Annotated in this window: 19 protein-coding genes; 13 read left to right on the top strand and 6 right to left on the bottom strand. The window is 66.0% G+C overall.

Annotated elements, in window-relative coordinates:
- Positions 1–287: 287 nt before the first annotated feature.
- The 7 genes from V9K84_RS01095 (at position 288) to V9K84_RS01065 (ending at position 7,094) form a co-directional block, all read left to right on the top strand.
- Positions 288–1,202 (top strand): glutamate/aspartate ABC transporter substrate-binding protein, encoded by a 915-nt coding sequence (locus tag V9K84_RS01095; RefSeq protein WP_043861987.1) that lies wholly within the window; start codon positions 288–290, stop codon positions 1,200–1,202.
- Between the two features lie 99 nt (positions 1,203–1,301).
- Complete coding sequence (locus V9K84_RS01090; protein ID WP_088515475.1) at positions 1,302–2,048, top strand: amino acid ABC transporter permease; 747 nt, start codon at positions 1,302–1,304, stop codon at positions 2,046–2,048.
- Positions 2,048–2,719, top strand: coding sequence for an ABC transporter permease subunit (locus V9K84_RS01085; RefSeq protein WP_043861989.1), 672 nt, complete (start codon positions 2,048–2,050; stop codon positions 2,717–2,719). The genes V9K84_RS01090 and V9K84_RS01085 overlap by 1 nt, the downstream gene beginning before the upstream one ends.
- Positions 2,716–3,450, top strand: a complete 735-nt coding sequence (locus tag V9K84_RS01080) for an amino acid ABC transporter ATP-binding protein (RefSeq protein WP_043861990.1) — start codon at positions 2,716–2,718, stop codon at positions 3,448–3,450. The genes V9K84_RS01085 and V9K84_RS01080 overlap by 4 nt, the downstream gene beginning before the upstream one ends.
- 66 nt (positions 3,451–3,516) lie before the next feature.
- Complete coding sequence (locus tag V9K84_RS01075) at positions 3,517–5,424, top strand: ATP-binding protein (RefSeq protein ID WP_043861991.1); 1,908 nt, start codon at positions 3,517–3,519, stop codon at positions 5,422–5,424.
- Positions 5,425–5,471: 47 nt separating this feature from the next.
- Positions 5,472–6,746, top strand: a complete 1,275-nt coding sequence (locus V9K84_RS01070; protein ID WP_229590064.1) for a sigma-54 dependent transcriptional regulator — start codon at positions 5,472–5,474, stop codon at positions 6,744–6,746.
- A 21-nt stretch (positions 6,747–6,767) separates the two neighbouring features.
- Positions 6,768–7,094, top strand: coding sequence for a GlpM family protein (locus V9K84_RS01065; RefSeq protein ID WP_173925076.1), 327 nt, complete (start codon positions 6,768–6,770; stop codon positions 7,092–7,094).
- On the opposite strand, the gene V9K84_RS01060 is transcribed toward V9K84_RS01065, so the two are convergent.
- Positions 7,091–8,083: an alpha/beta hydrolase gene (locus V9K84_RS01060; RefSeq protein ID WP_088515476.1), complete on the bottom strand. Its 993-nt coding sequence runs from the start codon at positions 8,081–8,083 to the stop codon at positions 7,091–7,093. The two genes, V9K84_RS01065 and V9K84_RS01060, sit on opposite strands and share 4 nt — an antisense overlap.
- 180 nt (positions 8,084–8,263) lie before the next feature.
- On the opposite strand from V9K84_RS01060, the gene metR reads away from it, so the two are divergent.
- Entirely contained in the window at positions 8,264–9,181 is a 918-nt protein-coding gene (gene metR, locus V9K84_RS01055) for a transcriptional regulator MetR (protein ID WP_043861995.1), read from the top strand.
- Positions 9,182–9,199: 18 nt separating this feature from the next.
- Here the strand turns inward: metR and V9K84_RS01050 are convergent, their stop codons facing one another.
- The gene (locus V9K84_RS01050) at positions 9,200–9,838 is read right to left on the bottom strand and encodes a LysE family translocator (protein WP_054914755.1); all 639 of its coding nucleotides are present in this window, start codon (positions 9,836–9,838) and stop codon (positions 9,200–9,202) included.
- Entirely contained in the window at positions 9,835–10,242 is a 408-nt protein-coding gene (locus V9K84_RS01045) for an NUDIX domain-containing protein (protein WP_043861997.1), read from the bottom strand. The genes V9K84_RS01050 and V9K84_RS01045 overlap by 4 nt, the downstream gene beginning before the upstream one ends.
- Positions 10,243–10,444: 202 nt before the next feature.
- Here V9K84_RS01045 and V9K84_RS01040 point away from each other — a divergent pair, with 202 nt between their 5' ends.
- Both V9K84_RS01040 and V9K84_RS01035 read left to right on the top strand, forming a co-directional pair.
- Positions 10,445–14,713 carry a DEAD/DEAH box helicase gene (locus tag V9K84_RS01040; protein WP_088515477.1) on the top strand — a complete coding sequence of 1,423 codons (4,269 nt, stop codon included), beginning with the start codon at positions 10,445–10,447 and terminating at the stop codon, positions 14,711–14,713.
- A 130-nt stretch (positions 14,714–14,843) separates the two neighbouring features.
- Positions 14,844–16,460, top strand: a complete 1,617-nt coding sequence (locus V9K84_RS01035) for an FMN-binding glutamate synthase family protein (protein WP_054914757.1) — start codon at positions 14,844–14,846, stop codon at positions 16,458–16,460.
- Positions 16,461–16,556: 96 nt separating this feature from the next.
- Here V9K84_RS01035 and V9K84_RS01030 read toward each other — a convergent pair whose 3' ends face one another.
- Positions 16,557–17,981 carry an amino acid permease gene (locus tag V9K84_RS01030; RefSeq protein ID WP_043862000.1) on the bottom strand — a complete coding sequence of 475 codons (1,425 nt, stop codon included), beginning with the start codon at positions 17,979–17,981 and terminating at the stop codon, positions 16,557–16,559.
- Between the two features lie 439 nt (positions 17,982–18,420).
- Here V9K84_RS01030 and V9K84_RS01025 point away from each other — a divergent pair, with 439 nt between their 5' ends.
- The 3 genes from V9K84_RS01025 (at position 18,421) to V9K84_RS01015 (ending at position 23,067) form a co-directional block, all read left to right on the top strand.
- On the top strand, positions 18,421–21,567 hold the full coding sequence (locus tag V9K84_RS01025; RefSeq protein WP_088515478.1) for a transglycosylase domain-containing protein: 3,147 nt from the start codon (positions 18,421–18,423) through the stop codon (positions 21,565–21,567).
- Between the two features lie 166 nt (positions 21,568–21,733).
- Complete coding sequence (locus V9K84_RS01020) at positions 21,734–22,306, top strand: PadR family transcriptional regulator (protein ID WP_054914759.1); 573 nt, start codon at positions 21,734–21,736, stop codon at positions 22,304–22,306.
- On the top strand, positions 22,303–23,067 hold the full coding sequence (locus V9K84_RS01015) for a siderophore-interacting protein (protein WP_043862003.1): 765 nt from the start codon (positions 22,303–22,305) through the stop codon (positions 23,065–23,067). The genes V9K84_RS01020 and V9K84_RS01015 overlap by 4 nt, the downstream gene beginning before the upstream one ends.
- Before the next feature lie 10 nt (positions 23,068–23,077).
- On the opposite strand, the gene V9K84_RS01010 is transcribed toward V9K84_RS01015, so the two are convergent.
- Positions 23,078–23,737 (bottom strand): Pr6Pr family membrane protein, encoded by a 660-nt coding sequence (locus V9K84_RS01010; protein ID WP_054914761.1) that lies wholly within the window; start codon positions 23,735–23,737, stop codon positions 23,078–23,080.
- 4 nt (positions 23,738–23,741) lie between these two features.
- Positions 23,742–23,963, bottom strand: a complete 222-nt coding sequence (locus tag V9K84_RS01005; protein ID WP_043862005.1) for a VF530 family protein — start codon at positions 23,961–23,963, stop codon at positions 23,742–23,744.
- Positions 23,964–24,151 lie beyond the last annotated feature (188 nt).

Raw genomic sequence — 24,151 nt, 5'->3', positions numbered from 1 at the left:
TGTGGGAGCGGGCTTGACCCGCGATGAGGCCACCAAAGCACTATCTGTTCGGTTTCCCGAACGAGCCATTGGCCCTTAATCGGAAACCCGGACATCCCTCCCCCGCCATACCCCGGCAAAAAATGCCCGCCGCCGCTATTTGCATGGGGTTATGATCAAAATCAGAGTTTGGCATGAGTCATGCTCTACACTCAGTACCCGAATGCGCAACCGCTTCATTGCTGTGTTCGCTGAACGAAAGAGCCCGCCAACGGCTCAATAAGAAAAACAACGTCGAGGAAAATTTGATGCGTATCGTTCCCCATCTGTTGGGCGCCGCCATGGCGACCGCTTTGATCAGCACGCCGGCCCTTGCCGCCGAACTGACCGGCACCCTGAAGAAAATCAACGACTCGGGCACCATTACCCTGGGGCACCGCGACGCTTCCATCCCGTTCTCCTACATCGCCGACGCTTCGGGCAAACCCGTCGGTTACTCCCACGACATCCAGCTGGCTATCGTCGAGGCCCTGAAAAAGGACCTGAACAAGCCGGACCTGAAGGTCAAATACAACCTGGTCACCTCGCAGACCCGCATCCCGCTGGTGCAGAACGGCACCGTTGACGTCGAGTGCGGTTCCACCACCAACAACCTCGAGCGCCAGCAACAGGTCGACTTCTCGGTCGGCATCTTCGAGATCGGTACCCGCCTGCTGTCCAAAAAGGATTCCTCCTACAAGGACTTCCCGGACCTGGCCGGCAAGAACGTGGTGACCACCGCCGGTACCACATCCGAGCGCATCCTCAAGTCGATGAACGCCGACAAGCAGATGAAGATGAACGTCATCTCCGCCAAGGACCACGGCGAGTCGTTCCAGATGCTCGAGTCCGGCCGCGCCGTGGCCTTCATGATGGACGACGCCCTGCTCGCCGGCGAAATGGCCAAGGCCAAGAAGCCGACCGACTGGGCCGTGACCGGTACCCCGCAGTCCTATGAAATCTACGGCTGCATGGTGCGCAAGGGCGATGCCCCGTTCAAGAAGGCGGTCGATGACGCCATCGTCGCCCTGTACAAGTCGGGTGAGATCAACAAGATCTACGACAAGTGGTTCAACCAGCCAATCCCGCCTAAAGGCCTGAACCTGATGTTCCCCATGAGCGACGAGCTCAAGGCGCTGATCGCCAATCCTACCGACAAAGCTGCAGACGAAAAGAAGTCCTGACCCCCAGCTAGTTAGTGTCTAACCTTTCATCCGAGGGCGCCCAGCGCCCCCGGATGCTCGAAGGTGCCCGTGAAACAACCGATCTGAGGGGAGACCCCGATGAATTACAACTGGGACTGGGGCGTTTTTTTCAAGTCCACCGGCGTTGGCAGCGAGACCTACCTGGACTGGTATATCACCGGCCTGGGCTGGACCATCCTGATCGCCGTTGCCGCCTGGATCATTGCGCTGCTGCTGGGCTCGGTGCTCGGCGTCATGCGTACCGTACCGAACCGTCTGGTGTCGGGTATCGCCACGTGCTACGTGGAACTGTTTCGCAATGTGCCGCTGCTGGTGCAGCTGTTCATCTGGTACTTCCTGGTACCCGACCTGCTGCCCGAAGGCCTGCAGGAGTGGTACAAGCAGGACCTCAACCCGACCACCTCGGCGCTGATCAGCGTGGTCATCTGCCTGGGGCTGTTCACCGCTGCACGGGTGTGCGAGCAGGTGCGCACCGGCATCCAGGCGCTGCCCCGTGGCCAGGAAGCCGCTGCCCGCGCCATGGGCTTCAGCCTGCCGCAGATCTACAGCAACGTGCTGCTGCCGCAAGCCTACCGGATCATCATTCCGCCGCTTACCTCCGAATTCCTGAACGTGTTCAAGAACTCCTCGGTGGCGTCGCTGATCGGCCTGATGGAGCTGCTGGCACAGACCAAGCAGACCGCCGAGTTCTCGGCCAACCTGTTCGAGGCCTTCACCCTGGCCACGCTGATCTACTTCACCCTGAACATGGGGCTGATGCTGCTGATGCGCCTGGTCGAGAAGAAAGTCGCGGTGCCGGGCCTGATCTCCGTGGGGGGTAAATAATGGACATGGATTTCAGTGGAATCGTGCCAGCCCTGCCGGGCCTGTGGAACGGCATGAAGATGACCCTGCAGCTGATGCTCATGGGCATCATTGGCGGCATCGCGCTGGGCACTGTGCTGGCACTGATGCGGTTGTCGTCGAGCAAGCTGCTGTCGCGCCTGGCCGGCGCCTACGTGAACTACTTTCGCTCCATCCCGCTGCTGCTGGTGATCACCTGGTTCTACCTGGCGGTACCGTTCGTGCTGCGCTGGATCACCGGCGAAGACACCCCGGTGGGTGCATTCACCTCCTGCGTCGTGGCATTCATGATGTTCGAGGCGGCGTACTTCTGCGAAATCGTGCGGGCCGGCGTGCAGTCGATCTCCAAGGGCCAGATGGCGGCTGCCCAGGCACTGGGCATGAACTACGCGCAGACCATGCGCCTGATCATCCTGCCCCAGGCATTTCGCAAGATGACCCCGCTGCTGCTGCAGCAGAGCATCATCCTGTTCCAGGACACCTCGCTGGTCTACACCGTGGGCCTGGTGGACTTCCTCAACTCGGCACGGGCCAGTGGCGACATCATCGGGCGCTCCAACGAGTTCCTGCTGTTTGCCGGCGCCGTGTACTTTGTCATCAGCTTCTCCGCTTCCTTCCTGGTCAAGCGTCTGCAGAAAAGGATAACCGTATGATTTCCATCAAGAACGTCAACAAGTGGTACGGCGATTTCCAGGTTCTGACCGACTGCAGCACCGAGGTCAAGAAAGGCGAAGTGGTGGTGGTGTGCGGGCCGTCTGGCTCGGGCAAGTCCACCCTGATCAAGTGCGTCAACGCGCTGGAACCGTTCCAGAAGGGCGACATCGTGGTCGACGGCACCTCGATCGCCGACCCCAAGACCAACCTGCCCAAGCTGCGCTCGCGGGTCGGCATGGTGTTCCAGCACTTCGAACTGTTCCCGCACCTGACCATCACCGAGAACCTGACCATCGCGCAGATCAAGGTGCTGGGCCGCAGCAAGGAAGAAGCCACCAAGAAGGGCCTGCAACTGCTCGAGCGCGTCGGCCTGTCGGCCCATGCGCACAAGCACCCCGGCCAGCTCTCCGGCGGCCAGCAGCAGCGCGTGGCCATCGCCCGCGCCCTGGCCATGGACCCGATCGTGATGCTGTTCGACGAACCCACCTCGGCCCTGGACCCGGAAATGGTCAGCGAGGTACTCGACGTGATGGTGCAACTGGCCCACGAAGGCATGACCATGATGTGCGTGACCCACGAAATGGGCTTTGCGCGCAAAGTGGCCAACCGGGTGATCTTCATGGACAAGGGCAACATCATCGAAGACTGCACCAAGGAAGAGTTCTTCGGTGACCAGAGCGTGCGCGACGAGCGTACCCAGCACTTCCTCAGCAAGATCCTGCAGCACTGATGCCGCCCGGTGCCCCTGCCCGGCCCACGCCGGGCAGAGGGCGCTGGTCGTGACAAGGCCACTGTGATGAAATGCGATCCCACGCTCTTTCGCCCAGCCAAGCCTGACCTTGCCGTGAAACCTCGCCTGATCCGCCACCTGTTCCTGCCCCCACTGGTCCTGCTGCTGATGATCGGCCTGGGTGTGATCGGCTACCTGATCAGCGAGCACAACGGCATCCGCACCCTCAGCGAGACCGGCGAACGTCAGCTTGAACTGCATGCCCGCGCGGTCGAGAGCGAGATCAGCAAGTACACCTACCTGCCCAGCCTGCTGGAACTCGAAGACAGCGTCTCCAGCCTGCTGAACTCCACCGATGGCGACCAGCGCCAGGCGGTCAACGAATACCTCGAAGGGCTCAACCGGCGCAGCCGCAGCCGCGCCATCTATGTGCTCGACACCACCGGCCGGGTGCAGGCCACCAGCAACTGGCGCGACGTCGACAGCTATCTGGGCGAAGACCTCTCGTTCCGTGCCTATTTCCAGAATGCCGTGCGCGGCCAGCCCGGGCGCTTCTACGGCATCGGCAGCACCACCGGCGAACCTGGCTACTACCTGGCCCATGGCCTGGAAGAACACGGCAAGATCATCGGCGTGGCGGTGATCAAGGTGCGCCTGGAAGCGCTCGAAGAGCGCTGGCAGCGAGCCCGCCTGGAAGCCTTCGTCAGCGACGAGAACGGCATCATCATCCTCTCCAGCGACCCGGCGCGGCGGCTGAAGTCGGTGCGCCCGCTGACCCCGGAAATCAAGGAGCGCCTGGCGCGCAGCCTGCAGTACTACTGGTTCCCGCTCAACGAACTGCAGCCGCTGGCGCGCGAGAAGCTCGCCGACGGGGTCGAGAAGCTGACCTTTCCGGCCAATGCCGAACTGGGCGACAGCAACCGCAAGGTCACCTACCTGGCCCAGACCCGGCGCCTGAGCGACACGCCCTGGCACTTCACCCTGCTGACCCCGCTGCAGGACCTGCGCCACGAATCGATGATCCAGGGCGTGCTGGTGGCCGTGGCCTTCGCCCTGCTGGCGATCCTGCTGATAGCCTGGAACGAGCGACGCAAGGTGATCGCCACCCGCCTGGCCGCCCGCGAGGCGCTGGAAGAAGCCAACAACCAGCTCGAACGCAAGATTGCCGAGCGCACCGCCGACCTGCGTGCCAGCAACGAACGCCTCAAGGGCCAGATCCGCGAACGCCGGCACGCCGAGCAGACCCTGCGCCATGCCCAGGACGAACTGGTACAGGCCGGCAAGCTGGCGGCCATCGGGCAGATGTCGACCAGCATCGCCCATGAGCTGAACCAGCCGCTGGCGGCGCTGCGCACCCTGTCGGGCAACACCGTGCGCTTTCTGCAGCGCGGTGCGCTGGAAACCGCCAGCGCCAACCTGCTGACCATGAACGAACTGATCGACCGCATGGGCCGTATCACCGCCAGCCTGCGCTCGTTCGCCCGGCGCGGCGACGACCGTGGCCAGGCCTCGCTGGAAAAGGCCGTGACCGCCGCCCTGCAACTGCTCAATGCGCGCATCGAGGGCTGCCACTTGAAACTGCACCTCGAGTACGCCGACCAGCAACTGACCATCGACCAGACCCGCCTGGAGCAGATCCTGGTCAACCTGATCGGCAACGCCCTGGATGCCATGGCCGCGGTGCCGCTGCCGCAACTCTGGCTCGAAGGCGAGCTGGTGGGCGACAAGTACCGCCTGCGCGTGCGCGACAACGGCCATGGCATCGACGATGAAGCGCGCAAGCACCTGTTCGAACCGTTTTTCACCACCAAACCGGGCGAGCACGGCCTGGGCCTGGGCCTGACCCTGTCGGCCAGCCTCGCCGCTGCAGCCGGCGGTACCCTGAACGTCGAACACCCCGCCAGCGGCGGTACCGCGTTCGTGCTCAGCCTGCCGCTGGTCGATGCCCCCACTGAACCTGCCGAGTCCCTATGACCCCATCGCCCCTTACCGTCCTGATCGTCGAAGACGATCCGCATGTGTTGCTCGGGTGCCAGCAGGCGCTGGCCCTGGAAGATATCGCCTGCGAAGGCGTCGGCAGTGCCGAACAGGCACTGGAGCGCATCGGCGATGATTTCGCCGGCATCGTGGTCAGCGATATCCGCCTGCCGGGCATCGATGGCCTGGAACTGCTCAGCCGCCTCAAGGCCCGCGACAAGAGCCTGCCGGTGGTGCTGATCACCGGCCACGGCGACATCGACATGGCCGTGGGCGCCATGCGCAACGGCGCCTACGACTTCATGGAAAAGCCCTTCTCGCCGGAGCGCCTGGTGGATGTGGTACGCCGGGCGCTGGAACAGCGCGGCCTGGCCCGCGAAGTGTTCTCGCTGCGCCGCCAGCTGGCCGAGCGCAGCACCCTGGAGGGGCGCATCATCGGCCGCTCGCCGGCCATGCAGAACCTGCGCGAGCTGATCGCCAACGTCGCCGATACCTCGGCCAACGTGCTGATCGAGGGCGAGACCGGCACCGGCAAGGAGCTGGTCGCGCGCTGCCTGCACGACTTCAGCCGGCGCCAGAGCCAGCCCTTCGTGGCGTTGAACTGCGGCGGCCTGCCGGAGAACCTGTTCGAAACCGAGATCTTCGGCCACGAGGCCAACGCCTTCACGGGTGCCGGCAAGCGCCGCATCGGCAAGATCGAGCACGCCAACGGCGGCACGCTGTTTCTCGACGAAGTCGAGAGCATGCCGCTCAACCTGCAGATCAAGCTGCTGCGCGTGTTGCAGGAGCGCACCCTGGAACGCCTGGGTTCGAACCAGAGCATTGCGGTGGATTGCCGGGTGATCGCCGCCACCAAGTCGGACCTGGATGCCCTCGGCCAGACCGGCCAGTTTCGCAGCGACCTGTACTACCGCCTCAACGTGGTGACCCTGGAACTGCCGCCGCTGCGCGAGCGCCGCGAAGACATCCTGCAACTGTTCGAGCACTTCCTGCAGCAGTCGGCCCTGCGCTTCGACCGCGAGGCACCGCCGCTGGACAGCCAGACCCTGTCGCGCCTGATGGCCCATGACTGGCCGGGCAACGTGCGCGAGCTGCGCAACGTGGCCGAACGACACGCCCTGGGCCTGCCGGCGTTCAAGAAGGCCGGCGCCAATGTGGCGCAGAGCCTGGGCTTTGCCGAGGCGGTCGAGGCCTTCGAGCGCAACCTGCTCAGCGACGCCCTGCAGCGCACCGGCGGCAACCTCAGCCAGGCCAGCCAGGAGCTGGGCATGGCCAAGACCACCCTGTTCGACAAAGTCAAAAAATACGGCCTGGCCTGAGCGAGCGTTTCGATGGACATGATTCTCAAGGCCTGCCTGGGCGCCGTGGTGGTGCTGATCATCGCGGCCCTGGCCAAGACCCGCAATTACTACGTGGCAGGGCTGGTGCCGCTGTTTCCCACCTTTGCCCTGATTGCCCACTACATCATCGGCAAGGGCCGCTCGCTGGAGGACCTGAAGGCCACCATCGTGTTCGGCATGTGGTCGATCATCCCCTACTTCGTGTACCTGGCCGCGCTGTACGTGCTGGTCGACCGCCTGCGCCTGGAGCTGTCACTGGCGCTGGCGGCGGTGGCCTGGCTGATCGCCGCCACCGTGCTGGTCAGCGTATGGGTGCGCCTGCACTAGCGTTGGGCCAGATGGCCCAGCTCTTCGCGGTGCGCCTTCAGGTAAGGCAGTACCGCCGCCAGCAGCGGGGCCTTGAACGGCTCCTGGAAGCGGTGCGCCAGGCCCGGTATCAGGCGTAGCTGGCTGCCCTGGATGTGCGCGGCCAGGTGCACGCCGTGCATCACCGGCAACAGCGGGTCGGCCGTGCCGTGCACCACCAGGGCCGGGACTCGCAGGTTGTCGAGCAGCTCGACACGGCTGGGCTCGGCAAGTATGGCCATGACCTGGCGCTGCACGCCTTCGGGGTTGAAGGCCCGGTCGTAGGCAGTGGCGGCCTGCTGCAACAGGGCCTGGCGATCATCCTGCACCTGCGGGCTGCCCAGCGCGGCCAGCAAGTCGGCCTGCTGCTCCAGGGCCACCTGGCGATTCGGCGCACCGCGCCGGGCCAACTGCCGAACCAGCGCCGGCGCAGGCGCAGGCAGCCCCTGCGCCCCCGAACTGGACATGATCAGGGTCAGGCTCTCGACCCGCTCGGGCGCCATCGCCGCCAGGTGCTGGGCAATCATTCCACCCATGCTCACCCCCAGCACATGAAAGCGCTGCGCGTGCAGCGCATCCATCAGCGCCAGGCCATCAGCGGCCATGTCGCTCAGGCTGTAGGGCGCCGCCACCGGCAGGCCGAGCCGGTAGCGCAGCGCCTCGACCGTCAGGTTGGCCTGGGCGGGGGGCTGGTTCCAGCGCGACAGGCCGACGTCGCGGTTGTCGTAGCGGATCACCCTGAAGCCCTGCTGGCACAGCGCAAGTACCACCTCGTCGGGCCAGTGGATCAACTGGCCGCCCAGGCCCATGACCAGCAGCAGGGCCGGGTCGCGGTCACGCCCGATGCTCTGATAGGCCAGGCTGACCGGCCCCGCCTCGGCGTATCGGATAGCTGAAGTGATGTCGCAGCGAGGCGCCGCGAACGAAGAAAAGGCGCTGCACAGCGCCACCAGAAAAAGGAATGCCCGCATGAAAGAAACACCAGAGTGCAGTTCGCCAGTAAAGCGCGAGTCTGATGAAGTTCATACCGGCGCGCTGCCACAGATCGGTGACCGTTTGATGACAACTGCCGGGCGGTCGACAGCATCGTCAACATGAGACAAACTCAACGAATTGTCTCATCCATCAAATTCTGTTCATGGAGCACCCGGGTGCTGGAAATTCGCCACCTCAAGACCCTGCACGCCCTGCGCGAAGCCGACAGCCTGGTGGAGGCCGCCGAGCGCCTGCACCTGACCCAGTCGGCGTTGTCCCACCAGTTCAAGGAACTCGAAGAACGCCTGGGCATGCAATTGTTCACCCGCAAGACCAAGCCGATCCGCTTCACCAGCGCCGGCCTGCGCCTGCTGCAACTGGCCGATGCCACCCTGCCGCTGCTGCGCGGCGCCGAACGGGACATCGCGCGCCTGGCCGGCGGCACTGCCGGGCGCCTGCACATGGCCATCGAGTGCCACAGCTGCTTCCAGTGGCTGATGCCCACCATCGACCAGTTCCGCGATGCCTGGCCAGAGGTGGAGCTGGACCTGGCCTCGGGCTTCGCCTTCGCCCCGCTGCCGGCCCTGGCCCGTGGCGACCTGGACCTGGTGGTGACCTCCGACCCGCTGGAGCTGACCGGTATCACCTACGTGCCGCTGTTCACCTACGAGGCGATGCTGGCGGTGGCCAACCAGCACGTACTGGCCTCCAGGCCCTACGTGGTGCCGCAGGACCTGGCCACGGAAACCCTGATCACCTACCCGGTGGAACGCGACCGCCTGGACATCTTCACGCGCTTTCTGGAGCCTGCCGACATCGAGCCCGGGCAGGTGCGCACCGCCGAGCTGACGGTGATGATGATGCAGTTGGTGGCCAGCGGACGCGGGGTATGCGGCATGCCGCACTGGGCCCTGCACGAGTACAGCTCGCGCGGCTACGTAAAGGGCAAGCGCCTGGGTGAAAAGGGCCTGTTCGCCACGCTGTACGCCGCAGTGCGCAGCGACATGCTCGATGCACCGTACATGCGCGACTTTCTGCTGACCGCCAAGGACACCTCGTTCTCGACCCTGGATGGGGTCAGTGCGGTGCGCTGAAGGTTCAAGCGGCAAGCATCAAGCCAGTTTGCGTTGTTCCTGCACCAGGCGCAGCGCAAGGGCCGCCAGCACAAAGCCCATCACGTAGCGCTGCAACATCAGCCACAGCGGGTAGCGCGCGAACCAGGCCGACAGGCCGGCGGCGAACAGTGCGATCAGCAGGTTCACGGTGAAGCTCACGCCGATCTGGGTCAGGCCCAGGGTCAGGCTCTGCGCCAGCACCGAGCCGTGCTCGGGCGAAATGAACTGCGGCAGCACCGACAGGTAGAACACCGCCACCTTGGGGTTCAGCACGCTGGTCAGAAACCCCATCGTCACCAGCCGCGCCGGTGAATCAGGGGCCAGCTCACGGGGCTCGAACGGCGAGCGCGCACCCGGCTTGACCGCCTGCCAGGCCATCCACAGCAGGTAGCCGGCACCGGCCCAGCGCAGCAGGTCGTAACCCAGCGGCACCGCCATGAACAACGCGGTGAGGCCCACAGCTGCGGCCGTCATGTGCACCAGAAACCCGCCCACCACACCGATCAGCGACGTCACGCCGGCCATGCGGCCCTGGCAGATCGAGCGCGAGATCAGGTAGATCATGTTCGGCCCGGGGGTCAGTACCATCAGCAGCGCGGCGCCGCTGAACAGCAGCCATTCGTGCAGCGGGATCATTGCGCGGCCCGTTGCAGGTGCAGCGGCAGGATCAGGTCGCGGGTCAGCGGCGCCAGTTCGAGGTGATCCACCTGGTGGGCGTCGACCCAGCAGGCTTCCTCGATTTCCGCTGCGGGTTCAAGCGTCAGGTCGGTGTGCAACTGAAACAGCTCGGCCTGCACTTCGAAACCCGGCTCGTTGGCCGCCGGTGCGCTGAACTGGCCCAGGTACTGCGCCTGCTGCGGGTCGATGCGCAGGCCCAGCTCTTCGAACAGCTCGCGGGCCAGGGCATCGACGGGTTGCTCGTGGGGTTCGATCTTGCCGCCAGGCTGCATGAAGGCCAGGGTGCCGCGCTTGCGCACCAACAGGGTACGGCCCTGAGCGTCGAGCAACAGGGCAGCGGCGATACGGATGGTTTTGCTCATGGTAGGCGGCTCGTGGCGGGGAAGGCGCGCTAGGATCACATGCTGGCGCAGGGCTTTCAATCTTGCTGAGCGCTTCGCCGGCAAGGCCGGCTCCCACAGGTTCGGCGCATTCCTTGTAGGAGCCGGCCTTGCCGGCGAAGCGGCCGCAGCAGCCTGACGAAAGCCCCTTGCAACCAGGGCGCAACGGCCGCATAAACAGCTGATGAACCTGCCCGCCCGCAATCACCCGGTACTCGACGGCTTCCACCCCGCCGTCCGTGCCTGGTTCCAGCACCGTTTCGCCACGGTGACCGCCGCCCAGGCCCAGGCGTGGCCGCTGATCCGCAGCGGGCAATCGCTGCTGGTGGCGGCCCCCACCGGCTCCGGCAAGACCCTCACCGCGTTCCTCGCGGTCCTCGACGAACTCTTCACCCAGGCCCTGCACGCCGGCGGCGAGCTGCCCGAACAGACGCTGGTGGTGTACGTCTCGCCGCTCAAGGCGCTGTCCAACGACATCCAGCTCAACCTGCAGGCCCCCCTGGCCGGTATCAGCGCCGAACTGGCCGCACTCGGGCTGCCCACCCCTACCCTGCGCACCGCAGTGCGCAGCGGCGATACCCCGCAGAAGGAACGCGCGGCCATGCGCCGCCAGCCCCCGCATATCCTGGTGACCACCCCCGAGTCGCTGTACGTGCTGCTCGGCTCGACGTCCGGGCGCCAGGGCCTGGCCTCGGTGCACACGGTAATCGTCGACGAGATCCACGCCGTGGCCGGCAACAAGCGCGGCAGCCACCTGGCGTTGAGCCTGGAACGCCTGCAGGCGCTGTGCCAGCGCCCGCTGCGGCGCATCGGCCTGTCGGCCACCCAGCGTCCGATCGAGCGGGTGGCGCAGTACCTGGTGGGCCATCAGCGCCCCTGCGCCCTGGTGGATATCGGCCATGCGCGCCAGCGCGACCTGGCCATCGAGGTACCGCGCGCGCCACTGGGCGCGGTGATGGCCAACGATGTGTGGGAGCTGGTCTACGATCGCCTCGCGCAACTGGCCCGCGAGCATCGCACCACCCTGGTGTTCGTCAACACCCGGCGCCTGGCCGAGCGCCTGGCGCGCCACCTGAGCGAGCGCCTGGGACGCGAGGCGGTGGCCGCGCACCATGGCAGCCTGGCCAAGGAATTTCGCCTCGACGCCGAGCAGCGTCTCAAGCGCGGCGAGCTGCAGGTGCTGGTGGCCACCGCCTCGCTGGAGCTGGGCATCGACATCGGCGAGGTCGACCTGGTGTGCCAGATCGGCTCGCCTGGCTCGATTGCCGCGCTGCTGCAGAGGGTTGGCCGCTCCGGCCACCAGGTGGACGGCACCCCCAAGGGTCGTGTGTTCGCCACCACCCGCGACGAGCTGATCGAGTGCGTGGCCCTGCTCGACTGCGTGCGCCGTGGCGAGCTGGACGAGCTGCATATCCCCAACGCACCGCTGGACGTGCTGGCCCAGCAGATCGTCGCCGAGGTCAGTTGCCAGCCCTGGGACGAACAGGCGCTGTTTGCGTGCCTCACCCGTGCGATGCCCTACGCCAATCTCGACCAGGCGCATTACCAGGCCCTGCTGCGCATGCTCGCCGAAGGCTACAGCGGGCGCCAGGGCGTGCGCGGCGCGTACCTGCACCGCGATGCGGTCAGTGCCCAGTTGCGTGGACGGCGCGGCAGCCAGCTGGCCGCCCTGACCAGTGGCGGGGCGATACCGGACAACGCCGACTACCGCGTGCTGCTCGAACCCCAGGCCTTGAACATCGGCAGCGTGAACGAAGACTTCGCGGTGGAGAGCATCGCCGGCGACATCTTCCAGCTGGGCAACGCGTCGTACCGCATCCTGCGCGTGGAGGCCGGCAAGGTACGGGTAGAGGATGCCCACGGGCAACCGCCGACCATCCCCTTCTGGCTGGGCGAGGCGCCGGGGCGCAGCGACGAGCTGTCCTTCGCGGTGGCACGCCTGCAAGCCGAAATCGACCAGCGCCTGGATGCCAGCGGCGGCCAGCTGCAACCGCTGCTGACCTGGCTGCACGCCACGCTCGGGCTGAACGCGGACAGCGCCGAGCAACTGCTCGACTACCTGGCCCGCACCCGCCAGACCCTCGGCGCCCTGCCCTCGCAGGACACGCTGATCATGGAGCGCTTTTTCGATGAGTCCGGCGGTACCCAGCTGATCATCCACTCGCCCTTCGGCAGCCGCATCAACCGCGCCTGGGGGCTGGCACTGCGCAAACGCTTCTGTCGCACCTTCAATTTCGAGTTGCAGGCGGCAGCCAGCGAGGATGCGCTGATCGTGTCGCTGTCGGCCGGCCACAGTTTTGCCCTGGAAGAGGTGTGGCGCTACATTTCCAGCGCCAGTGCCGAGCACCTGCTGACCCAGGCCGTGCTCGATGCGCCGCTGTTCGGCGTGCGCTGGCGCTGGAACGCCGGGGTGTCGCTGGCACTGCCGCGCTATGCCGGCGGGCGCAAGGTCGCCCCGCAGATCCAGCGCATGAAAAGCGAAGACCTCACCGCTGCCGTGTTCCCCGACCAGCTGGCGTGCCTGGAAAACATCGTCGGCGAGCGCGAGATTCCCGACCACCCGCTGGTCGAGCAGACCCTCGACGACTGCCTGCACGAGGCGATGGATTGCGACGGCTGGCTGAACCTGCTGCGGCGCATCGAAGACAAGCGCATCCGCCTGATCTGCCGCGACCTGCCGGCGCCTTCGCCCCTGGCGGCGGCGATCCTGAATGCACGTCCATACGCCTTTCTCGATGACGCACCGCTGGAAGAGCGGCGTACCCAGGCCGTGCTCAACCGGCGCTGGAGCGACCCGCAAAGTGCCGACGACCTGGGCGCACTGGATCCGCAGGCGATTGCCGCAGTGCGTGCCGAGGCCTGGCCGTTGCCCGGCGGCAGCGACGAAATGCACGAGGCACTGATGAGCCTGGCGGCCGTGTGCGATGCCGAGGTGCAGGCCAACCCGGGTTGGCTGGCATGGCTGCAGCAACTGGCCGCCGGCGCACGCGCCTGCCACCTGAAGTTGCCGCAGGGTGGCGGCCTGTGGCTGGCCCGCGAACGCCTGCCGTGGCTGCTGGCGCTGTACCCGCAAGCGGCGCCCACCCCATTGCCCGGGTTCGATCAGCCCATCGATGCCGACAGCGCTGCCGTGGAACTGCTGCGCGCGCGCCTGAGCGGCTTCGGCCCGCTGACCAGCAGCGAGATCGGCGCGCCGCTGTGCCTGAGCCCCTCACAGGTCGAGCAGGCCATGCTGCGCCTGGAAGCGGAGGGCTATGTGATGCGCGGGCACTTCAGCCCGGGCCACACCCCTGAACAATGGTGCGAACGCCACCTGCTGGCGCGCATCCACCGCTACACGCTCAAGCGCCTGCGCCGCGAAATCGAGCCGGTCAGCCTGCAGAACTTCATGCGCTTTCTGTTCGACTGGCAGCATCTTTCGCCCGGCACCCGGCTGGAGGGCCCGGCGGCGCTGGGCGAGGCGCTGACCCAACTGGAAGGCTTCGCCGCAGCGGCCTCGGCCTGGGAAAGCGACCTGCTGCCGAGCCGGCTGCGCGACTATAGCGGGCAGTGGCTGGACGATGCCTGCCGGGCCGGCAAGTTCGTGTGGGCTCGCCTGGCCCCTTCGGGCAAGGCTGCGGCCAGTACCCTGCGCAGCACCCCTGTCGTGCTGCTGCCACGGGCGCGGCTGGGGTTGTGGCGAGCACTGGCCGCCACCGACGACGCCCCCGCACCGTCGCCCCGCGCGCAACGTGTGCTGGCCGCGCTGAGCGAGCACGGCGCACTGTTTTTCGATGAGCTGCGCGACGAGGCACGCCTGCTGCCCAGCGAGCTGGAGACAACCCTGCAGGAACTGGTGGCGGCCGGGCAGATCAGTGCCGACAGCTTTGCCGGCCTGCGTGCACTGATCACCCCGGCCAGCAAGCGCCAGGCACGCAGCCATCGGCGCGGTCGCGGGGCATTCAGTGGCGGCATGGAGGACGCCGGGCGCTGGGCATTGCTGCGCCGCGCCGGCACGCCGGCCGAGGACGCCCTGGAACAGGTGGCCCTGACCTTGCTGCGCCGCTATGGCGTGGTGTGCTGGCGGCTGCTCGAACGCGAGGCCGACTGGCTGCCGAGCTGGCGGGACCTGCTGCGCACGTTGCACCGCCTGGAGGCGCGTGGCGAGATCCGTGGCGGTCGCTTCATCAGCGGGCTGGCCGGCGAACAGTTCGCCTTGCCCGAGGCCATCGGCGTATTGCGCGAAGTACGCAGGCGCCCGCTGGATGGCAGCCTGGTGGCGGTGAGTGCCAGCGACCCGCTGAACCTGGTGGGCACCTTGCTGCCCGGCAGCAAGGTGGCAGCGGTGAGCGGCAACCGGGTGGTGTACCGCGACGGCGTGGCGGTGGCGGCGCGGGTGGCGGGCAAGGCGCAGTACTGGGTGCAGGAGGATGCGGCGCTGCGTGAGCGGGTGGTGCGCGATGTCCATCACTGATCCCGAAGCTTTGCGGTGTGTGCAGGAGCCGGCATTGCCGGCGAAGGCCGCAACGCTGTCTTGATGGGTTCACTGGCATCCAATCCCCCATTCGATATAAGGTCTTGGATTGCCTGCAAAAGGAACCCGCATGAGCCTCTCCCTCCTCAGCCGTTATGCCTTCTTCGCCGCGTGTGTCGTGTTCACCCTCGCCAGCCTGCCGTTCCTGCACCACGACTGGCTGTGGCCCTTCACCCTGGTCACCGGCCTGCTCAGCCTGCTGGGCCTGTTCGACCTGCTGCAGAGCCGCCATGCGGTGCGGCGCAACTACCCGATCCTGGGCAATATCCGCTACCTGGTGGAGGGCATCCGCCCGGAAATCCGCCAGTACCTGCTCGAATCCGACAGCGATGCGCTGCCCTTCTCCCGCGCCCAGCGCTCGCTGGTGTACTCGCGGGCCAAGAACGAAACCGCCGACAAGCCGTTCGGCACCCTGATCGACGTCTACCAGTCGGGCTTCGAGTTCATCGGCCACTCCATGCGCCCGGCACCGCTCAGCGACCCCGAGAGCTTTCGGGTGATCGTCGGCGGCCCGCAGTGCACCCAGCCCTATTCGGCCTCGGTGTTCAACATCTCGGCCATGAGCTTCGGCTCGCTCAGCGCCAACGCCATTCGCGCCCTCAACCAGGGTGCCAAGCTCGGCAACTTCGCACATGACACCGGCGAGGGCAGCATCAGCCCCTACCACCGCGAACATGGCGGCGACCTGACCTGGGAACTGGGCAGCGGCTACTTCGGCTGCCGCACCTCGGACGGTCGCTTCGACCCCGAGCGCTTCGCGCAGCAGGCCAGCAGCCCGCAGGTGCGCATGATCGAAATCAAGATGAGCCAGGGCGCCAAGCCCGGCCACGGCGGCATCCTGCCCAAGCACAAGGTGACCCAGGAAATCGCCGACACCCGCGGCATCATGATGGGCGAAGACTGCATCTCGCCGTCGCGCCACAGCGCATTCTCCACCCCCATCGAGCTGATGCAGTTCATTGCCCAGCTGCGCGAGCTGTCCGGCGGCAAGCCGGTCGGCTTCAAGTTCTGCCTGGGCCACCCGTGGGAGTTCATGGGCATTGCCAAGGCCATGCTCGAGACCGGCATCCTGCCCGACTTCATCGTGGTCGACGGCAAGGAAGGCGGCACCGGCGCCGCGCCGGTGGAGTTCACCGACCACATCGGCGTGCCGCTGCGCGAAGGGCTGCTGTTCGTGCACAACACCCTGGTGGGGCTGAACCTGCGCGACAAGATCAAGCTGGGCGCCAGCGGCAAGATCGTCAGTGCGTTCGATATCGCCAGCGTGCTGGCCATCGGTGCCGACTGGGCCAACTCGGCGCGCGGCTTCATGTTCGCCATCGGCTGCATCCAGTCGCAAAGCTGCCATACCAACAAGTGCCCGACCGGCGTGGCCACCCAGGACGGCCTGCGCCAGCGGGCGCTGGTGGTGCCGGACAAGGCGCAGCGGGTGTTCAGCTTCCACCGCAACACGCTCAAGGCGCTGGCCGAGATGCTCGCCGCCGCCGGGCTGGATCACCCCTCGCAGCTGGAGGCCAAGCACCTGGTGCGGCGCATGTCGGCCACCGAGATCAAGCTGTTCTCGCAGCTGCACGTGTTCCTCAAGCCGGGTGAACTGCTTACCGGCGAGGTGAACGGCGAGTTCTACTCGCGGATGTGGCAGATGGCGCGGGCAGACAGTTTCGAGCCCAACGCCGAAGCGGCGTAACGGCGTCGCCGACTCCTCACCTGCAGGAGCCGGCATTGCCGGCGAAGGGGCAATACAGCCACACAAAAACCCCGGCCTGGGCCGGGGTTGTGTACATCAGGATGCGCTGGATGCCGCCACTGCTTCACTGTCGCCCTTGGGCGCCAGCTTGAACACGTGGTACAGCACCGTCAGCATTACCAGGAACGCCGGGCCGATGAACAGCGCCACGCGGGTTTCCTCGAAGTAGGCCATCAGGCCGACCACCAGGATCAGGAACGCCAGGGCCAGGTAGGAACTCAGCGGCCACAGCCACATGCGGTACTTGAGCGCGGCCCGTTCGGCCTGGCTCAGCCCGGCGCGAAAGCGCAGTTGCGCCAGCAGGATCATCACCCAGGTCCAGATCGCGCCGAAGGTAGCGATCGAGGTCACCCACACGAAGACCTTTTCAGGTACCAGGTAGTTGGCCAGCACGCCCAGCAGCAGCGCGCCGATCGACAGCAGCAGTGCATTGCGCGGCACGCCGTTGCGCGAGGTGCGCGCAAAGCTGGCCGGGGCCTGGCCGTTCTGCGCCAGGCTGTAGAGCATGCGCCCGGTACTGAAGATACCGCCGTTGCACGACGACAGCGCCGCGGTGATCACCACGAAGTTGATGATGCCGGCTGCGGTCTTGATGCCCAGGCGCTCGAAGGTCATCACGAACGGGCTGCCCTGGCTGCCGATCTCGTTCCACGGGTACAGCGACAGGATCACGAACAGCGCGCCGACATAGAACAGCAGGATGCGCCAGAACACCGAGCCGATGGCCTGCGGGATGGTCTTTTGCGGGTTGCGCGCTTCACCGGCGGTAAGGCCGATCATCTCTACGCCCAGGTAGGCGAACATCACCATCTGCAGCGACATCAGCACGCCGGTCACGCCGTTGGGCATGAAGCCGCCGTGACTCCACAGGTTGGAGATGCCCAGCGCCACACCGTCGTTGCCGAAGCCGAAGGCGATCACGCCGATGCCGCCCAGCACCATGGCGATGATGGTCACGATCTTGATCAGGGCGAACCAGAACTCGAACTCGCCGAAGGCCTTCACCGCCACCAGGTTGATCGCGCCCATGCTGCCCAGCGCCGCCAGGGCCCAGATCCAGCGCGGTACGTCCGGGAACCAGATGCCCATGTAGATGGCCACCGCGGTGATCTCGGCGACACAGGTCACCAGCCACAGGAACCAGTAGTTCCAGCCGGTCAGAAAGCCCGCCAGCGGGCCCAGGTAGTCTTGTGCGTAGCGGCTGAAGGACCCGGCCACCGGGTTGTGCACGGCCATCTCGCCCAGCGCGCGCATGATCACCAGGATCGCCAGGCCGCCGATGATGTAGGACAGCATGATCGCCGGCCCGGCCATTTCGATGGCCTTGGCCGAACCGAGGAACAGCCCGACACCGATACAGGCGCCCAGCGCCATCAGGCGAATGTGACGTTCGCCGAGTTCCCGCTTGAGTGGGCCGCCCTGGGCGGTCTCACCATGAGAAGGGTGGTTGCCGACTGGCATAGGAATACAACCTCATTTTGTTATTGGATATAACCCTTCGTGCAGGCTGTACAGCGCCGATAGGCTGCTGTTTCGCCGCGCCGGGCTCACCTTGTGGGCAAGCACGTCGACCGGGGCGCGGAGCACCGGCCGAGCGAAAGGGGCGAGCAGTATAGGAAGGCCGCTACAGGGCTTTTCACTATATAAACCCCGATATTTGGCGAGAACTCTCGGCAATTACCGCTTATTCGGAGTGGCATTACCCGCGCTTGGCCGTGCGGGTGTCAACCGGGCGGCTAACATAGCACCAAAACGGGGCAACACAACCTTGCACCAAAGGCGCATGTTCGCGCCGTGATTGGCGAACCTGCCGCTGGCAACCCACAAATTTTTCATCAATTGCGACCAGCGTCTAAGCTTCAGGCAAGCGAGACGAACATACGCAGCCGGGCTGAACACTATGGGCGCACAGTGGCAAACGGAACCAGACAAGACGCAGGCTGCCGCAGAACAACCGGATACTCCCGCATTGCCCAAACGTCCCCGCCGGCGCTATGGCTGGTGGCTGTTCGGCCTGCTGGTGCTGGGGGCCCTGGTACTGCTGGGCCTGGCGATCGCCCGTGAAATGCACACCTCGCGCTTGCAGGCGCGCGAGTTCAGCCAGTTCGCCGCCACCCTGAGCTATTCGATGCACAAGGGCCCCAGCGATGCCGTCATCTACCCGGGCGAAGGCCCGTTCGACAAGCGCCTGGGCTACAGCGCGCTGGGCGAGTTCCTGCCGCGGCTGTTCAAGCGCGATTACGTGATCGTCGAGCAGGCGCGTTTTTCGCCGGCGCTGATGAACTATGTGCAGCACGGGTTCTTCGTGCCCTATGCCGAGAAGATCCAGGCCGGCCTGTCGATCACCGACTGCAAGGGCGACGCGCTGTACCAGTTCCATTACCCGCAGCACCTGTACCCGGATTTCGCCTCGATCCCGCCGGTGATCGTGCACAGCCTGCTGTTCATCGAGAACCGCGACCTGCTCGACCCCGCCGATCCGCGCAGCAACCCGGCGGTGGACTGGCCGCGCTTCGCCATGGCCGCCTACAGTCAGGTCGCCAAGCACCTGGCCCTGCCCGGCCAGTCGGCCGGCGGCAGCACGCTGGCCACGCAGCTGGAAAAATACCGCCACTCCCCCGATGGCCTCACGGTGTCGGGCAGCGAGAAACTGCGCCAGATGATTTCGGCCAGCGTGCGCGCCTACCAGGACGGGCCGCAGACCCTGGGCGCACGCCAGCGCATCGTGCGCGACTACCTCAACAGCGTGCCGCTGTCGGCGGTGCCCGGCCACGGCGAAGTGCACGGCATGGCCGAGGGCCTGCGGGTGTGGTACGGCGCCGACTTTGCCGAGGTCAACAAGACCCTGGCCAGTACCGATAGCGACCCGGCCAGCCTGGCCGCGCGTGGCCTGGCACTGCGCCAGGTGTTGTCGCTGATGATCGCCCAGCGTCGCCCGTCGCACTTTCTGTCCAAGGGTCGCAACGAACTGGCCACCCTCACCGACAGCCACGTGCGCCTGCTGGCCGCCAACAACATCATCGACCGCCCGCTGGCCGATGCCGCGCTGGCAAGCAAGGTGGTGTTCCGCGACTGGGTGGCACAGCCGACCATCGTGCCCATCGTCACCAACAAGGGCATCAGCGTGGCCCGCAGCCGCTTGTCGTCGGCGCTGGGGCGCCCGCTGTACGACCTGGACCGCCTCGACCTGTCGGCCACCAGCACGCTGCAGGCCGACCTGCAGGGGCAGGTCAGCGAGTACCTCAAGAGCCTCGCCGATCCGGCCTTTGCGGCGCAGATGGGGCTGATTGGCGAACGCCTGCTGACCCCCACCAGCACCACCCAGGTGCGCTACAGCTTCACCCTGCTGGAACGCACCGCCGACGGCTCGCGGGTACGGGTACAGACCGACAGCACCGACCAGCCGTTCGACATCAACGAGGGCAGCAAGCTTGAGCTGGGCTCCACCGCCAAGTTGCGGGTGCTGACCCAGTACCTGGAAATCATCGCCGAGCTGCACGACAAGTACGTCGACATGACCCCGGCCCAGTTGAGCAAGGTGGAGGTGGCCGACACCGACTTCATCAGCCGCTGGGCCCTGGATTACCTGGCCCGCAACAAGGACCGCAACATCACCGCGATGCTCGACGCGGCGCTGGAGCGCAAGTATTCGGCCAGCCCCGGCGAAGCCTTTTTCACCGGCGGCGGCATGCATGTGTTCAACAACTTTCGCCGCGAGGACAACGGCCGCATGCCGACCCTCAAGGATGCCCTGCGCGAGTCGATCAACCTGCCCTTCATTCGCCTGATGCGCGACCTGGTGCGCTACAGCACCTATTCGGCACCGGGCAACAGCGGCAAGTTGCTCAAGGACGATGCCGAGCCGCGGCGCCAGGAGTACCTTGCCCGCTTCGCCGACCGCGAGGGCACCGACTTCATGCGCCGGTTCTGGAAGAAGTACCAGCGCAAGACCTCGCAGGAACGCCTGGACACCTTTCTCGACAGCCTGCGGGTCACGCCGATCCGCCTGGCCGCCGTGCACCGCTACCTGTTCCCCGAGGCCGACCAGGCCACCTTCAACGCCTTCGTGCGCGCGCACATGAAGGCCGAGCCAGGGGCGGCCAAGCGGCCACCGCTGAAAAAGGACCAACTGACCGACCAGCGTCTGGAAGGCCTGTATGCCGCCTACGGCCCGGGCACCTACGACCTGCCCGACCAGGGCTACATCGCCCGGGTGCACCCGCTGGACCTGTGGCTGCTGGGCTACCTGCTGAAGAACCCCACCGCAAGCTTTCAGGACGCGGTGCTGGCCAGCCATTTCGAACGCCAGGAAGTCTACAGCTGGCTGTTCAAGAGCCGGCACAAGGGCGCCCGTGACAGCCGTATCCGTACCATGGTCGAGATCGAGGCGTTCCTCGACATTCACCAGCGCTGGAAGCGCGTGGGCTACCCGTTCGATCACCTGGTGCCATCGCTGGCCACCGCCATCGGCAGCTCGGGCGACCGCCCGGCGGCGCTGGCCGAGCTGGTGGGCATCATCCAGAACGACGGCGTGCGCCTGCCGGTGCTGCGTATCGACACCCTGCACTTCGCCGCCGACACGCCCTATGAACTGCGCCTGGCCGGCGACCCGGACCGGGGCCAGCGGGTGCTGTCGGTGGAAGTGGCGCGGGCCCTGCGCGGGGCCATGTCGCAGGTGGTGGATGCCGGTACGGCGCGACGGGTGTCGGGGAGCTTCAAGCTGCCCGACGGCACCCTGCTGACCATGGGCGGCAAGACCGGTACCGGGGACAACCGCATAGAGAGCTTCGGTGCTGGCGGGCGGCTGATCGGTTCGCGTTCGTTGAACCGCACCGCGACGTTCGTGTTCTTTCTGGGCGACAACCATTTCGGCACCTTGACGGCGTTCGTGCCGGGGCGCGCGGCCGAGGCATTCAAGTTCACCTCGGCGTTGCCGGTGCAGGTGCTCAAGGGCATGGCGCCGATACTGCTGCCATACCTGCAACCGGGGGGCAACACGTTGTGCACGCCGCCGCTGGTGGCAACGCAAGACCTTTCGAAGCCCTGACGCCATTCGCCCGCCTGCACCAACCACACGCTTGCGTGCAGGAGCCGGCCTTGCCGGCGAAACAGATCAGCGCCAAATGCGAAAAATAATCATCTCCATGTCTTGCGTTAAGATATATCTTGAGTAATATCTTTAGATGCATCGCAACGCAGACAGGAGACAGTCCATGCGTGACCATCACCCACCCCACCGCGACAGCGGCGAGCGCCATGACGGCTTCGAGCGCCGGCACGGCCGTGAACGCGGCGACCGTGGCCCCCGCGTGTTCGCCCCCGGCGATCTCAAGTTGCTGCTGCTGGCCATGCTTTCGGAAAAGCCCGGGCACGGCTACGACCTGATCCGCCAGATCGAGGCCGAGTTCGACGGCGGCTACAGCCCCAGCCCCGGCGTAATCTACCCGACCCTGACCTTTCTCGAAGAGAGCGAGCTGATCAGCGGCGAAGTCCACGGCAGCAAGAAGCTCTACAGCGTCACCGACGCCGGGCGCCAGTCGCTGGTCGACCAGGCCATCGCCCTGGACGGCGTGCGCACGCGCATCGAGGTGAGCAAGCGCTCGATGCGCGTGCACGACCGTCCGCCGGAAATCCACGAAGCCGTACACAACCTGCGCCATGCCTTGCAGATCCACGCCGGGCGCTGGAACCCCGCAGAGATCGAGCGGGTACGCACCCTGCTCAACGACACCGCAAAAGCCATCGTTGCCGGCCCGGCAACCCCCACCCAGGAGACTTCCGAATGACGGACAGCCCCAACCTTTCGATCCATCGCGTCAACCACGAGATCAAGCGCCGCCGCCTCGAGGTACTGCGCGTGACCGAGCTGACCCCGCGCATGCGCCGCATCACCCTCGGCGGCGCCGAGCTGCAGGGCTTTCTCAGCGTCGGCAGCGACGACCACGTCAAACTCATGTTCGCCTGCTCCCCCGAAGAACAGGTGGCCCTGGACAACCCCGGCGCCACCGACGTGCGACCGACCATGCGCGAGTACACCCCGCGGCGCATCGACCTGGCCGCCGGCGAGCTGGACCTGGACTTCGTGCTGCACGGCGACGGCCCCGCCTCCACCTGGGCGGCCCAGGCCGAACCCGGCCATTACCTGCATATCGCCGGGCCACGCGCCTCGCTGGTGGTACCGGACATCTTCGACAGCTACCTGCTGGTGGGCGATGAAACCGCCATCCCGGCCATCGGCCGCCGGCTCGAAGAGTTGCCAGCCGGACGCAAGGTGCTGGCGGTGATCGAAATCGAGGACGACCAGGAACGCCAGCCGCTGCCCAGCGCGGCGCAGGTCGAGGTGATCTGGGTACGGCGCCACCAGCAGGACGTGCTGCAGGTGTTGCGTGACCTGAGCCTGCCGTCGGGCACGCTGTACGCCTGGGTTGCCCTGGAAAAGGCGCTGACGCGCAAGGCCAAGAGCCTGCTGCTGGAAGAGAAAGGCGTGAACGAGGCGTACCTCAAGGCGGCCGCCTACTGGCGACTGGACCCCAACGACGAGGAATAAGCGTCGACCTTCAGGGTTGCGCCTGGGCCCGTGCCAGGCGCCTGCCCTGCCAGCGGTCGAGGAGAATCAGCAGCACGCCGACCAGAATGAAGCCCCCCAGCATGGCCAGCGCATTGAGCAGCACCTGCGCATAGCCCAGGCTCGCCACATCGACGAACGGGTACGGATAGAAACCGATACCGTGACCGCGCGCCAGCACATACGCAAAGTACCCCAGCGGGTATACCAGCCAGCCCAGCAGGTGGGTGAAACGCAACTGCCCCTTGGGCACGCACCACCACCAGTACAGCGCATAGGCCGCCGGCATCACGTCGTGCAGCAGCTCATCGGCCAGCCACTGCCAGCCCTGCGGTTGCCACAGATGACGCAGCAACAGGCTGTAGGCCAGCGCCACGAACACGATGCTCACCGCCACCCCGGAACTCACCCAGGGCGACAGCCACCAGCGCCGCGCCGCCGATTCACGGCCAAAGGCCGCCTGGGTCAGCACCGTGGCCACCAGGGTATTGCTCAACACCGTGAAATAACCGAACAGATTCACCAACCCGCCCAGCAGGCTGGCCTGATCCTGCCAGCGCGCCAGCAGCACCAGATACAGCTGGATGGTCAACGCCGCCCAGCCAAGGCCCGCCAGCAGGCCGATGCCCATGCGACGGTCAGCCACCGGCATCGGCTCAGCGACCGCGTTGCAGCTTCAGGTACAGGCGCTCGACCTTCTCCCGCGCCCAGGGCGTCTTGCGCAGGAAGGTCAGGCTCGACTTGATGCTCGGGTCACTCTTGAAGCAGCGGATATCGATGCGCTGCGCCAGCCCTTCCCATTGGTAGTGCGCCACCAGCGCGGTGAGGATCTGTTCCAGTGTCACGCCATGCAGCGGGTTGTTGTCAGCGGCAGTCATGCCTGTGCTCCAGCCAAACGAAGGTGCGCACCTTAGCCCAGGTGCGGCGGCGCGTCAGCACCTGGTGCGGCCTTTCTCGATCAAGGGCACCTGAGGTGATTCTAGTGACCACGAAGGCTCTGGACAGCACCTTGGCATTTATTGTTTTACGGTAATGTTATATTGTAACCAAAACGATAACTGCCAAG

The organism is Pseudomonas sp. AE27, from assembly GCF_037113495.1.
GTDB lineage: Bacteria > Pseudomonadota > Gammaproteobacteria > Pseudomonadales > Pseudomonadaceae > Aquipseudomonas > Aquipseudomonas palmensis.
This window is presented reverse-complemented; position numbering and strand designations above follow the sequence as displayed.

Excerpts from the sequence above, each read along its gene's own strand:
- V9K84_RS01095 (WP_043861987.1), top strand. The coding sequence starts at position 288 with ATGCGTATCGTTCCCCATCTGTTGGGCGCCGCCATGGCGACCGCTTTG.
- V9K84_RS01090 (WP_088515475.1), top strand. The coding sequence starts at position 1,302 with ATGAATTACAACTGGGACTGGGGCGTTTTTTTCAAGTCCACCGGCGTT.
- V9K84_RS01085 (WP_043861989.1), top strand. The coding sequence starts at position 2,048 with ATGGACATGGATTTCAGTGGAATCGTGCCAGCCCTGCCGGGCCTGTGG.
- V9K84_RS01080 (WP_043861990.1), top strand. The coding sequence starts at position 2,716 with ATGATTTCCATCAAGAACGTCAACAAGTGGTACGGCGATTTCCAGGTT.
- V9K84_RS01075 (WP_043861991.1), top strand. The coding sequence starts at position 3,517 with ATGAAATGCGATCCCACGCTCTTTCGCCCAGCCAAGCCTGACCTTGCC.
- V9K84_RS01060 (WP_088515476.1), bottom strand. The coding sequence starts at position 8,083 with ATGCGGGCATTCCTTTTTCTGGTGGCGCTGTGCAGCGCCTTTTCTTCG.
- V9K84_RS01050 (WP_054914755.1), bottom strand. The coding sequence starts at position 9,838 with ATGATCCCGCTGCACGAATGGCTGCTGTTCAGCGGCGCCGCGCTGCTG.
- V9K84_RS01045 (WP_043861997.1), bottom strand. The coding sequence starts at position 10,242 with ATGAGCAAAACCATCCGTATCGCCGCTGCCCTGTTGCTCGACGCTCAG.
- V9K84_RS01040 (WP_088515477.1), top strand. The coding sequence starts at position 10,445 with ATGAACCTGCCCGCCCGCAATCACCCGGTACTCGACGGCTTCCACCCC.
- V9K84_RS01035 (WP_054914757.1), top strand. The coding sequence starts at position 14,844 with ATGAGCCTCTCCCTCCTCAGCCGTTATGCCTTCTTCGCCGCGTGTGTC.
- V9K84_RS01030 (WP_043862000.1), bottom strand. The coding sequence starts at position 17,981 with ATGCCAGTCGGCAACCACCCTTCTCATGGTGAGACCGCCCAGGGCGGC.
- V9K84_RS01025 (WP_088515478.1), top strand. The coding sequence starts at position 18,421 with ATGGGCGCACAGTGGCAAACGGAACCAGACAAGACGCAGGCTGCCGCA.
- V9K84_RS01020 (WP_054914759.1), top strand. The coding sequence starts at position 21,734 with ATGCGTGACCATCACCCACCCCACCGCGACAGCGGCGAGCGCCATGAC.
- V9K84_RS01015 (WP_043862003.1), top strand. The coding sequence starts at position 22,303 with ATGACGGACAGCCCCAACCTTTCGATCCATCGCGTCAACCACGAGATC.
- V9K84_RS01010 (WP_054914761.1), bottom strand. The coding sequence starts at position 23,737 with ATGCCGGTGGCTGACCGTCGCATGGGCATCGGCCTGCTGGCGGGCCTT.
- V9K84_RS01005 (WP_043862005.1), bottom strand. The coding sequence starts at position 23,963 with ATGACTGCCGCTGACAACAACCCGCTGCATGGCGTGACACTGGAACAG.